General features: G+C 43.1%; 6 protein-coding genes and 1 pseudogene. 5 read left to right on the top strand and 2 right to left on the bottom strand.

The window, feature by feature from the left end; all coding sequences use genetic code 11:
• A pseudogene (locus LC608_RS34445) lies at positions 1-97 on the top strand (C4-dicarboxylate ABC transporter); the annotation flags it as partial.
• Positions 98-939: 842 nt separating this feature from the next.
• Here the strand turns inward: LC608_RS34445 and LC608_RS34440 are convergent.
• On the bottom strand, positions 940-1,443 hold the full coding sequence (locus LC608_RS34440) for a hypothetical protein (RefSeq protein WP_229557849.1): 504 nt from the start codon (positions 1,441-1,443) through the stop codon (positions 940-942).
• Between the two features lie 204 nt (positions 1,444-1,647).
• Between LC608_RS34440 and LC608_RS34435 the strand changes: the two genes are divergently transcribed.
• The 4 genes from LC608_RS34435 to LC608_RS34420 all read left to right on the top strand — a co-directional run bounded on the left by LC608_RS34435 (position 1,648) and on the right by LC608_RS34420 (position 10,500).
• Positions 1,648-1,902, top strand: a complete 255-nt coding sequence (locus LC608_RS34435; RefSeq protein WP_229557848.1) for a hypothetical protein — start codon at positions 1,648-1,650, stop codon at positions 1,900-1,902.
• A gap of 540 nt (positions 1,903-2,442) precedes the next feature.
• Positions 2,443-4,071 carry a hypothetical protein gene (locus LC608_RS34430; protein ID WP_229557847.1) on the top strand — a complete coding sequence of 543 codons (1,629 nt, stop codon included), beginning with the start codon at positions 2,443-2,445 and terminating at the stop codon, positions 4,069-4,071.
• 105 nt (positions 4,072-4,176) lie between these two features.
• Positions 4,177-5,427 carry a hypothetical protein gene (locus LC608_RS34425; RefSeq protein ID WP_229557846.1) on the top strand — a complete coding sequence of 417 codons (1,251 nt, stop codon included), beginning with the start codon at positions 4,177-4,179 and terminating at the stop codon, positions 5,425-5,427.
• A 144-nt stretch (positions 5,428-5,571) separates the two neighbouring features.
• Positions 5,572-10,500: a filamentous hemagglutinin N-terminal domain-containing protein gene (locus LC608_RS34420; RefSeq protein ID WP_229557845.1), complete on the top strand. Its 4,929-nt coding sequence runs from the start codon at positions 5,572-5,574 to the stop codon at positions 10,498-10,500.
• A gap of 189 nt (positions 10,501-10,689) precedes the next feature.
• On the opposite strand, the gene LC608_RS34415 is transcribed toward LC608_RS34420, so the two are convergent.
• Entirely contained in the window at positions 10,690-11,289 is a 600-nt protein-coding gene (locus LC608_RS34415; RefSeq protein ID WP_229557844.1) for an RICIN domain-containing protein, read from the bottom strand.
• Positions 11,290-12,455: the final 1,166 nt, after the last annotated feature.

Below are 12,455 nucleotides of genomic sequence, written 5' to 3'. Positions count from 1 at the left end.
TTTTGGTGATTTACTGTTTCTAAAAGGCCTTTTTTCACTCAATATGTTTGTTTTTATGCTCATTTGGATTTTTTATCTCCGTAATTTCTCTCTGTGACAGTTTAGGGTGCGGAATGTGGGTTTCAGCTTTACACCAATTAATATGTTTCCATCCCTTGGTATTCAGTTGTTCTAAATCCAAATTAGGCTTTTGCATTGCTACTGTTACCTCTAGCTTTTCCACACTGCGGCTCACGTCAGCTTATCCCGGCAGTTACGCCATCCCTTTTAAGGCATTACCCGTTAATTCGGGTTAGGCATTTGCTTCTTGAGTCATCCTGCGCCTTCATGTCTTATGGCTGATGCCTACCTGTTACCAATTTCAGGAGAACATGAAGGGTTGTTTCGTTCCCAATATCCATAATTGAGTCTTTAGGGCGTGTCTGTCCACCGAGGTTTAGGGTGGTGCGCTATCACGGTCGCAAAATCCTGATAGTCCCTACCTTTGTCGGCTATTTCCGACCCAAGAGGTAGACCTAAGTCTACAAGCTTATATCCCTTGGTGGATTGGTAACGATGGTTCAGACGACACTTTGCTTTTTCTACCCATAGACTCTTACTTGCAGTAGGTGCTTTCAGCAATTGCCACCTATTCCTGCTTTCACCCCCGCTTTACACCTTTGATAATCAGTCTGGGATGTAGGGGCTACCAATTTGTATTGGTGGTTTGTGTGCTTTTAATCCCGCACCGGGATAGTAGGACTTGGTGTATTTTGGATTGGGTTATAATTCAAGCTGGATAGCTTTAAATTTTTTTTCCCTTTTATCTTCTAGCTTTCTTAGCTGATGGCTCGGCTAGATTTCCACACCTACATGGATAGTGAGTTGTCATTGATTGAGGATTAAAGTGTGAACTCTACCCCAACGGGTTACTCAATCAAAGCCAGTCATCCTCCTTATTCAGGTTTCGACTGAACGAATCGCACTGGCGTACCAACCTTCTTGATTGCACCCGACGAAGCCGACAAAACGCCCGTCTTGGTAGAGTTTGGTGCTGAATGAGAGCCAGTTAATTTCACCGTGGTACAGACCAAAAACAGTGCAGGCTTTTTTCAGTTCATTGCTTAATCGTTCGTTTCGTTCCCGTGGCGTTTCTGGTAGAGTCGCTTTTACTTGCGCCACTCTTGTAGCGAACCAGTCTCGGTCGAAGGCTAGTCGTCCGCCACCGACTAACTGCACCCATACGGTAATCCCGCCTTCGATCCAGATGGTACGGACTGATTCGGGTTGGACTTCGATAATTTCCCCAATGATGCGACGGTCACGAGATGTCAGGGGGTCTTGGATTGGGGCTACAGCTTCGGCTTGGGATTCGAGGTGGGTGTACAGTTCTGCTTGGGCGAGGGTTTGTGCATCACAAAGAGAACTAGGAATTGCTTGCTGTGTATGTTTTGTATAGGTCATAATGAGGATCTCCAATTATTTGGACAAAAAGCGATCGCTCGGTTTGCGAGACTAGAGGCGGTCGCTTTTTAATTTCGTCTTATGAATATAGTGTAATGCATTTGCACTGCAAAATCAAGACTTGCATTACAAAAGTTTTCAATATTTTCAAGTAGAGATATACTTCGATCAAATAAATGCACTGCAATACAATACATGGAGATTATGAAACTTGATGCTCAGGTAAGTTTTCGTACTAGCAGCGAAATCAAGGCAAAAATAGAAAGCCTAGCTAGAGAAGCTGGCAAGAAACCGTCACAAATAATTAATGAACTGTTGGTAAGGGCTTTAGAGGCATCAGAACAGCCTCAAAAGCATGATGAAGTACTCAGCTTAGAAACGATGCGTCAAACGCTTTTACTCGTGGAGCAACGGATGAGTAAATTAGAGCAAGAATTGGAGGGAAAATTCGCAGCCTGAGAGAAGAAAATGAATCTCTCAGGCAACAACACGATCTCGTCTTGCAAATAATGAAAGGAAGCCCGCCTCCGTCAACTGACAAGGCGGGTTGACTTTTATTAATCCAAAATGCATTATAAATGAATACAATGCATTATAATTCAAGTAACAAAAATCTTGCGTATCTTTTCACCAGGAGATGCTTATTAGCGTTGACATACTTCTTGGTGTGCTGGCGTTATAGCAAAATGCCTTATCAAATTTTGCTTTAGCATTCAGCATTACTTGGTGATTACTTAAAATTAATCCCCGCTAACAGCCTGGAAAACTTAGAGCGGGGATGCCCAAATGATCATCGGTTAAGACTATGGACACTCAAAGAATATCAAATTTTATTAAACTATGCACAGTAGTCAATTACGTCATTGACCACCAAATACCTCTGCTGTATAGATACAAAAGTGCTTTTCCTGTTGAAATAGAGGCAGAACAAGAAAAAATCTCTTATCAGCTAAATGTGCTTTTTAGCACCTCTCCTATCTATAAAAACAGGAGAGAAAAATGCTGACACTAGATAGAGAACAAACAACAGCACTCGATTACAGTGTTGTTAACACCAGCATTCAGGAAACCTTCACCGCTATCGACCGATTCGAGTGGCAAGCGGTAGATGAAATCCTCCAGATGCGGGAACAACAGCTTTACCTGCAAGCTGGCTATAAAAACTTTGAAGAATACTGCCAGCGTGAATTATACGCCTGGGGTGGATACCGACGAATCAACCAACTGCTAGGAGCCAAAAAGGTCATAGACACAGTTGGCGAGTTGGGAGGACACATCAAAAATGAGCGTCAGGCTCGTCCGTTACTTCGCTTAGTCAAGGAACCGGAAAAGCTTAAAGCTGCTGTAGCGATCGCTCTGAAAGATAACCCTGACCCAAGTGTTTCAGACTTTGCGGCTGCCGCCAAAAAAGTGGTTCCTCAACTTCCACGCAAAAAGCAATCTACTCAGGAACCAATGGTTCCTAAAATTCAAGAACCAGTGGTTCCTCAATCTGCTAAAGTCACGGTTTCACAACAGTCACACCCAAGGTATGGAGAAGAGGGAACAATTGTTGCAGACGCACCGAATCGCTGGCAGCAGATTGTCACTTTTGCTGATGGCGAGAGGTTGTTGATCAACAATGCTGATTTGACTGGTTTAAATGACGCAATTGTGTCTGAATCGAGTGGGCGAACTTACCCAAAAGAGTACACCGAAGCGATCGCTGCTATTGAAGAACGCCATAAACAGGAACTAGAGCGACTTTCCCAAGAATTGAGAATTGGGCTACAGTCAGAAGCCACAGCCAAAGCAGAAGAACAACTACAAGAACAAATCCAATCCTTGCAAAACCTGTACAAGCAGCAGAAAGAGCAAAATATTCAGTTGCAGCAGCGATTGGATGAGATGGAGGGGTTAAGAAAACTGGAGATTGAGAATCAGCAACTCCAGCAGCGGATTCAAGATTTGGAAAACGCGGTTGAACAACGTCCTTCTCTACGAGACGCTGCGCGAACGCAACAGTGGGGAAATACCATGACCCAGCAAGCGACCAAAGCTTTGAACAAACAAGTTAAACAAGCTCTAGAGAAAACGATTGATCTGCGATCGCTAGCCCAGGAACCCCCCAAGGAAAATGCCCAGGAATGCTTACGGTTGATGGGGATGGCTTTGAAGAATCTCGCCAGTGCCATGAACAATACCCAAGCCCTGGAAGCTGCGGCGATAATCTTGGGAAGTGAACCAACACCATCTGCGATCGCTTACCGAGCCGAGCAGTTGGAAATGTTGCCCCAGGCGGTTAGTGACATTCGGCGGGTGCTGTCAAAACCTGGATGTACGTGGCAGGACTATTGGGCAGTGGCGCAAGAGTATGAGGTAATCAAACAAGACTACTGGGCAGAATTGACTACCCAGGAAACAGATTTAATTACCGCACTCCAAAAAGCATCCTCTCAACCAGACACAATTGGCATCGGCTCTATTGTTGCCCATGCTGACCCCTACCGCACTTTGTATGTCGAGAGGGGTGAAGTGGTGCAGGACTTGGGCGAGGAACTGGTGGTTGCCTGGGATTGCTGGAAGGAGCAATCAAAAAAGGCTGATAGGTATTCCCGAGACGAGTTGCGATTCTGGCAACCTCAATAGGCTTCCAGTGTACTAGTAAATTTTTAGACAACCGAATACAAGTACCAAGCCCCGCATCACAGTGGGGGAAATTTCCGTGCGTCAACATAAACAGGAAATTGTAGAATGACCACAACTATTACAAGACCCAAAAAGGCTGCTGCTACAAAAGCACAGCCACCATATAAAAGGCTTCATGTGATTATTCCCATAGAAGATATGTTCTGGGCTTCGCAGCAAAAGCCATCAATTACGCAATTGTGGCAAGAATGCTGGACGGCTGACCCCTATGGTTCCCGGTGGATGCCTTTGTCCTCAGCTTTGGGATACAGTACTTTTATCTCTGCGAAGAAAATTCTCTCTGACAGTGGTCTGTTCATTTTCAAACCCGACAAGTCGATTCAGGATGGCCGGGAAACGGCTAGCTGGATGGTGAAAAATTTGCATGGTAGTCGGATGAAGGAGTTTTGGGAGAAAGTCAATGCTGAAAAACAAGAACCAGATGCTAAAAAACGAGAATCAAATGCTGGGGATTCAGAGAAAGATGCTGGCTCTAAAGAAATGGGTGCTTTGTATAAAGCGTCTATCTCTAGTCAAAGTCAGTCAGAGCAAGGATTTCAAGAAACCTCACGAACTGCTCAAGAACAGTTAACGAACTCAAATGATGAGTTCGTTAACTGTGTCTCTGACACGCTTACCGAAATTTCGCACTGTGAGGAGGCGGCGATGCCTTCGGCGGCAAGCTACGCTCCCTTGGGGGTCGCGTCGCCTCAGTCTGTCGAGGGCGTGTCAGAGAAGGAGGAAGAGTTACCTGCGGTAACGGACTGTACGACGCTGGCGCTTGTAGATGATGCACAGAGTCAATCTGCTTCGTTGTTGGCTGAAAATCAGAATTGTGGTGTTGAGCCGAGGAACTGTCATGAAGGCACTGATTCCGCCGCGCCCGTCGCTAAAAATGAAAAATCTCTAAATTCTGCGATGCCTGCGGCGGACGTAGCCATCGCTAATCAAACTCAGGAGCAGGTAGAACAGGGTAATCTCACTTCGTTGTTGGTTGAAAATTCACTTACGGATGTAGAAATCAAAGCAGTTAATGAAGGTACTTGTTCTGTCGTGTCTGTGCCAAATCCTGAAAAATGGTCGCATGAGGCGATAGTTGCGCGGTCAAATATGCGACCGGAACGTATGCAGAAACTCAAGGTTGCGGCGAATTCAGGGCAGAATCCAGGGTTTGATTTCTTGCAGGAATGCTGGAATGATGATCCAGCTTTGCAGATTGTGATCAAGAAATTACTGGCAAAGTTCTCACAGTGGAGTATCGTTTGTGTGGATGGGGAGTTGACGGGTAGCGTGAGCAGTAGTTTGAGAACTGTGTAAAGTAAAGTTTTGTAAATTATTCAAGTAGTTGCGAAAAACCGGAGTTTTCAGGTGAAAGCTTAGTAGCCTAGTTACTCGCTATTTAACAGCTAGTAACTTGATTTATGCTTAACTAAAGTTTGCTGCTATTAGTGGAGGCAAGGAATGTCAGGTTTGGGTTTTACTCATTGGGGTGCTTCAGTGGCTATTGCTGTCGGTGCCAGCTTTTGTACCATTGATTATGCAAGCGCTCAAATTACTCCAGATGGCACTTTACCTAATAACTCTAGCGTTACAAGAGAGGGTAACACCTTTAACATTACTGGAGGAACTCAAGCTGGCGGTAATTTGTTTCACAGTTTTGGTGAGTTTTCTGTGAATACTGGTGGCATTGCTTCTTTTAATAATGCTCTAGATATTCAAAATATTATTAGTCGAGTAACAGGTGGCTCAGTTTCTAATATTGATGGGATAATTCGCACGTTGGGTACAGCTAATCTGTTTCTAATTAATCCCAATGGTATTATTTTTGGTCAAAATGCTCAGTTAAATATTGGTGGTTCCTTTGTTGGAAGTACAGCGTCGGCAATCTCTTTTGGGAATCAAGGTTTTTTCAGCGCCTCCAATCCGGAGAGTTCTCCAGCCCTGTTAACGATCAATCCTTCAGCCTTGTTATTTAATCAAATTCAAACTGCATCTATCCAAAATAACTCAGTTGCTCCCTCCGGTTTTAATCCATCTTTTGAGTTTATAGCAAGTGGTTTACGCGTACCAGATGGTAAGAGTTTGCTATTGGTAGGCGGCGATATCAACATGGATGGTGGAGGTTTGTATGCTTTTGGTGGGCGAGTTGATTTAGGTGGGTTAAAAGGTGCAGGAACTATTGAGTTAAATTCGTATGGCAATAATTTAAGTTTGAGTTTTCCTAATAGTATAGAAAAAAGTGATGTTTACCTAAGTAATAATGCTTTTGTATCTGTGGCTGCTAGTAATGGTGGTGCTATCGCAGTTAATACCCGAAACTTAGAGATTACAGGAGAAAGTGGACTGTTTGCAGGCATAGAAACTGGGCTGGGTTCTGAAAATAGTAAAGCAGGAAATGTTGAGATTAATGCAACAGGATTAATTAATCTTAATAACACCAGTTATATTGCTAATCAGGTGTTATTAGGAGCAAGGGGAGAGGCAGGCAACATCAATATTAATGCTAATACCTTGCTAGTCAAAGATGGGGCACAAGTGAATGCTAGTACTTATGGTGAGGGCAAGGGAGGAAATTTAACCGTTGATGCCCAAGACGTACAAATCATTGGTATAAATGCTAATAATCGGTTTCGCAGCGGATTGGTTGCTGATGTACAGCCCAACTCAACAGGGAATGCAGGTGATTTAACTATTAAAACTAATACCTTGCTAGTCAAAGATGGGGCAGGTGTAAGTGCTAGTACACTTGGTGAGGGCAAGGGAGGAAATTTAACCGTTGATGCCCAAAACGTACAAATCATTGGTACAAGTACTGATCGTAACTTAAGCAGTGGTTTGTTTGCTAACACAGAGCGAAACTCAACAGGGAATGCAGGTGATTTAACTATTAAAACTACTACTTTGCTACTCAAAGATGGGGCAGGTGTAAGTGCTAGTACACTTGGTGAGGGCAAGGGAGGAAATTTAACCGTTGATGCCCAAAACGTACAAATCATTGGTACAAGTGTTGATAGCCAGTCTAGCAGTGGCTTGTTTGCTTCCACAAGGTCATACTCAACAGGGAACGCGGGTGATTTGACTATTAAAACTAATACTTTGCTACTCAAAGATGGGGCACAGGTGAGTACTGCTACACTACTTGGCGCAGGCAAAGGAGGAAATTTAACCGTTGATGCTCAAGATGTGCAAATTATTGGTACAAGTGTTGATGGTCGGCGTAGCAGCGGCTTGTTTGCCTCCACAGAGCCAAACTCAACAGGGGATGCAGGTAATTTAACTATTAAAACTAATACTTTATTAGTCCAAGATGGAGCAGAGGTAAATGTTAATACATTTGGTGTAGGCAAAGGAGGAAATTTAATCGTTGATGCTCAAGACGTGCAAATTATTGGTACAAGTGTTGGTGGCCGACGTGCCAGTGGTTTGTTTGCTTCTGCACAACCAGGCTCAACAGGAAATGCAGGTGATTTAACTATTAAAACTAATACTTTGCTAGTCAAAGATGGGGCACAGGTAAATGCTAGTACTTCTGGTGCGGGCAAAGGTGGAAATTTAAGCGTTGATGCCCAAAACGTACAAATCATTGGTACAAGTGCTTACGGTCTGTTTTTCGGTGATCTGTTTATCAGTGGTTTGGCTGCTGGTACACAATCAGACTCAACAGGGGATGCGGGTAATTTGACTATTAAAACTAATACCTTACTAGTGCAAGATGGGGCACAGGTAAGTACTAGTATACTTGGTGAGGGGAAGGGAGGAAATTTGACTGTTGATGCCCAAGATGTACAAATCATTGGTACAAGTGCTGATGGTAACTTAAGCAGCCGATTGGTTGCTAACACAGAGCGGAACTCAACAGGGAATGCAGGTGATTTAACTATTAAAACTAATACCTTGCTAGTCAAAGATGGGGCAGGTGTAAGTGCTAGTACACTTGGTGAGGGGAAGGGAGGAAATTTGACTGTTGATGCCCAAGATGTACAAATCATTGGTACAAGTGCTAATAATCGGTTTCGTAGCCGATTGGTTGCTAACACAGAGCGAAACTCAACAGGGAATGCAGGTGATTTAACTATTAAAACTAATACCTTGCTAGTCAAAGATAGGGCAGTTGTAAGTGCTAGTACATTTGGTGCAGGCAAAGGTGGAAATTTAAGCGTTGATGCCCAAGACGTACAAATCATTGGTACAAGTGCTGATGGTAACTTAAGTAGCGGCTTGTTTGCTTCTGCACAACCAGGCTCAACAGAGAATGGAGGTGATTTGACTATTAAAACTAATACTTTGCTGCTCAAAGATGGGGGAGGTGTAAGTGCTAGTACATTTGGTGCGGGCAAAGGTGGAAATTTAAGCGTTGATGCCCAAGACGTACAAATTATTGGTACAACTGCTGATGGTCTCTTTTCCAGTGGTTTGTTTGCTGACGCACAGCCCAAATCAACAGGGGATGCAGGTAATTTGACTATTAAAACTAATACTTTATTAGTCCAAGATGGAGCACAGGTAAATGTTAATACATTTGGTGTAGGCAAAGGTGGAAATTTAAGCGTTGATGCTCAAGACGTGCAAATTATTGGTACAAGTGCTGATGGACTGTTTACCAGCGGTTTGTTTGCTTCTGCACGACCAGGCTCAACAGGGAATGCAGGTGATTTAATTATTAGAACTAATACCCTATTAGTGGAAGATAAGGCACAGGTGAATGCTAGTACAGTTGGTGCGGGCAAGGGTGGAAATTTGGCTATTAAAACTAATACCTTACTAGTGCAAGATGGGGCACAGGTAAGTGCTGCTACATTTGGTGCAGGCAAAGGAGGAAATTTGACTGTTGATGCCCAAGATGTGCAAATCATTGGTACAAGTGCCGATAATCAGGTTGCTAGTCATTTATTCGCTGACGCACAGCCCAATTCAACAGGAGATGCGGGAAATTTGACTATTAAAACTAATACCTTGTTAGTGCGAAATGGGGCACAGGTGAGTTCTGCTACATTTGGTGTAGGCAAGGGAGGAAATTTGACTGTTGATGCCCAAGACGTGCAAATAATTGGTATAAGTGCCGATAATCAGGTTTCTAGCCATTTATTTGCTGACGCACAGCCCAACTCAACAGGGGATGCGGGCGATTTGGCTATTAAAACTAATACCTTGTTAGTGCGAGATGGGGCACAGGTGAGTTCTGCTACATTTGGTGTAGGCAAGGGAGGAAATTTGACTGTTGATGCCCAAAACGTGCAAATAATTGGTATAAGTGCCGATAATCGGATTTCTAGCAGTTTATTCGCTGACGCACAGCCCAACTCAACAGGGGATGGCGGTGATTTGACTATTAAAACTAATACCTTGTTAGTGCGAGATGGGGCACGGATAGGTGTTAGTACTGCTGGTGCAGGCAAGGGAGGAAATTTGAGTGTTGATGCTCAAGATGTGCAAATAATTGGTACAAGCGCTGATGGTCTGGTTGCCAGTGGTTTGGCTGCTGACGCACAGTCCATATCAACAGGGGATGCGGGTGATTTGACTATTAAAACTAATACTTTATTAGTGCAAGATGAAGCTGCAATAACTGTGGAGAGTTTGGGAACAGGAACCGCAGGCAACATGACATTAAATGCCTCCTCTATCCGTTTAGACAACAACGCCTTACTTAGCGGTAACACACAAAGTGCTAAAGTTGACCCGGATAGGGAGCAAGCGACAATTAACATTAACTCAAAAATTCTGATAATGAGCCGCAATAGCAACATTTTTACCAACGCAACAGGAGAAAACGTCATCGGCGGCAACATCAATATTGACACCGATTTCCTGATTGGTTTTAAAAATAGCGACATCAGCGCCAACTCGACAAACTTTCGTGGCGGAAACGTGCGAATTAATGCCCAAGGTATCTTTGGTATACAGTTCCGAGACGTGGCATCTGATACAACAAGTGACATTACTGCTACTGGAGCAAACCCTGAGTTTAGTGGTTCTGTAGAACTAAACACACCTGACGTTGACCCCAACAGTGGCTTAGTTGAGCTACCCACGGTAGCCGTAGACACTCAGATAGCGCAGGGCTGTTACAGTCCAGGTTATGCTCAGAACAGCTTTATCATCACTGGACGCGGTGGTTTACCTCCTAACCCCAGAGAAGCTTTTAGTAGCAATACAGTTCGACCAGAGTGGGCAACTCTGGGCCCAAGCAATGATATTAACTCTCAGCAAACTATTAAAGAAAAGCCCCCTATCCCCACAACACCAGCACCGATTATCGAAGCTACTGGATGGGGAACTAATACTAAAGGTGAGATAGTACTTACAGCCAACGCATCTAATGGCACTCCCCACAAAAACTGGCAGCAGTCACCAGTTACTTGTAGCTCTGCAAAATCTGCTTCCAATTAATTTGGGAAATAAATATGTTGTCAAGTAGATTTTGGCGAAAAGCCCAGCGCAGAGTTAAACAGTTGCAGACAATAGTGCAACGCAATGTAATGACATGGGGAATCATACTAATTTGTTATTCATAATGAATATCATGTTCGGATAATTAGTTATGATTCCCACAATCATTGCACCTTACCCCTTAATCTCTTAAGGGCTTGGTTGCCACCCCCACCTCTGATCAGAGGGTTTACCAGAACCAGGACTAAATCCAGATAGTTCACAATCATAAAGTTGCAATATCTTATTATTAGCTGTGGCAGCATCTCCTCCTACATCAATGCATCTGTTGGATAATCCATTTCTGAGAAATCCTGCACCAATGTATTCCCACCTTTGGTCTGTAGCTACCCCAGGACTACTAAATCCAGATGTTTCGCATTCATTAAGTTGCAATAGCAAAAAATTAGTTGTGCCAGGTTTTCCTACGACATCAATACATTTGTTGGATAATTTATTTCTGATGAATCCCCCACGGATAAATTCCCATTTCTGATCTGTAATTCCACCAGAACTATTAAATCCAGATATTTCGCATTCATTAAGTACCAACTGCGTACCATTAACTACGCCAGAACCAGTATTTCCAGCTACATCAAGGCACTTCTTTGACAGTTCGTTTACTATAAACATTCCCCCTGCAACTTGTGCAATAGCATTTTGATTTTCTAAAATGGAAGTTGCTCCCCATAACACCGACCCGACAAAGCCAACTGCGATCGCTGTGCGCTTTCTAAACTTAGGTTTCACTAGTTTTTTCTCCTTGAGCGTTAAATTGGTTTTGTTTGGCAATGCTTTTGCTCTGGCAGATAAACTCATGCAGTACGCAACTTTTACTCAAAATTACCCCATCAACCCTTAACCCTTATGTAGAATGGGGGAAATTACAGCAGATTCAAGTTGATGAGGTACAAAAATAACCCACACGGGTACTCACGCACCCTCCCCGATGTATTCATGAGAGCTGTGAGAGGTGTACTTGATTTACCTGCAAAGTGCTGTAAAAGCTTATCTTATGCAAGAAGAAAAGTGCTGTAAAAGCTTATCTTATGCAAGAAAAAAAGAATTGAAATTAGGTCAGAATATTAAGTTGCACATTGCCTTCTTTATAAAAGACAATTGCCTACTGGACAAACAGAGTTAGCATTTGGGAAAGCGGTTCAGTTAGTAGAACAGGGCAAACGCATCTAAAGTATAAGAATCCTTTAATAGCAAGGGTTTCAACGTTTTTAAATTTAGCCTATTTTTTCGTCAAGATCCTTATCCAGCAGGGGTTTCAGAAATGCCGTGCGTTCGCCCTGGTTAGTAGAACCGATTGCAATTTATCTGAGAAAATGAATAAATTCGAGGTTAGAGTTTTAGAGCGTAGTTTTCTTCCTGAAATTTTTAATCATTGTGATCCTTGTGTTAGACGAATCGTCCTTTTAAGTTTTTCCCTCTACTGTGTTATCAACTCAAAAATCATAATTTTCGCAGCAACTTCAAATTATTACAAAACTTCATTATTGAATGAGCCTCGCTTTGCAAGGAAGTTATCTTGCACGAGTGCTAGGATAATCATTCTGCGAGAGCAAACTGTCATTAAGAAACTGTTGGCGAAATTTCGCAATCGGATTTGCGGTTGTGGATGAGGGGTTAGTTAAGTAGCAGAGGTAGCGATCGCAATATGATCCCGTCAGCAGCAATCAGTTAATGCAGATATTTAACTAAATAAAATTTTACACGGCGGCAATGTCTGAGCTATTGGTTCGCTCACTTGCTCAGGCATTACCAGGGGAGCGATGGCTTGCAATACTGCTCGGTTAAGGGAAAATAGATAACGGAATAAATCATAATTTGTTCGCGTGTAATCTACGAGAACAAAAACAACTAAAAAGGTTGCTTGTACCTGAAGGCACTCTCGAAAAATTTAATTG

Origin of the sequence: Nostoc sp. XA010, from assembly GCF_020829625.1 — a bacterium.
Taxonomy (GTDB): domain Bacteria; phylum Cyanobacteriota; class Cyanobacteriia; order Cyanobacteriales; family Nostocaceae; genus Nostoc.
The sequence above is the reverse complement of the archived record's forward strand: the minus strand, read 5'-3'. Positions and strand labels throughout refer to the sequence as shown.

Coding starts and splice junctions, on each gene's coding strand:
- LC608_RS34440 (WP_229557849.1), bottom strand. CDS start 1,443: ATGACCTATACAAAACATACACAGCAAGCAATTCCTAGTTCTCTTTGT.
- LC608_RS34435 (WP_229557848.1), top strand. CDS start 1,648: ATGAAACTTGATGCTCAGGTAAGTTTTCGTACTAGCAGCGAAATCAAG.
- LC608_RS34430 (WP_229557847.1), top strand. CDS start 2,443: ATGCTGACACTAGATAGAGAACAAACAACAGCACTCGATTACAGTGTT.
- LC608_RS34425 (WP_229557846.1), top strand. CDS start 4,177: ATGACCACAACTATTACAAGACCCAAAAAGGCTGCTGCTACAAAAGCA.
- LC608_RS34420 (WP_229557845.1), top strand. CDS start 5,572: ATGTCAGGTTTGGGTTTTACTCATTGGGGTGCTTCAGTGGCTATTGCT.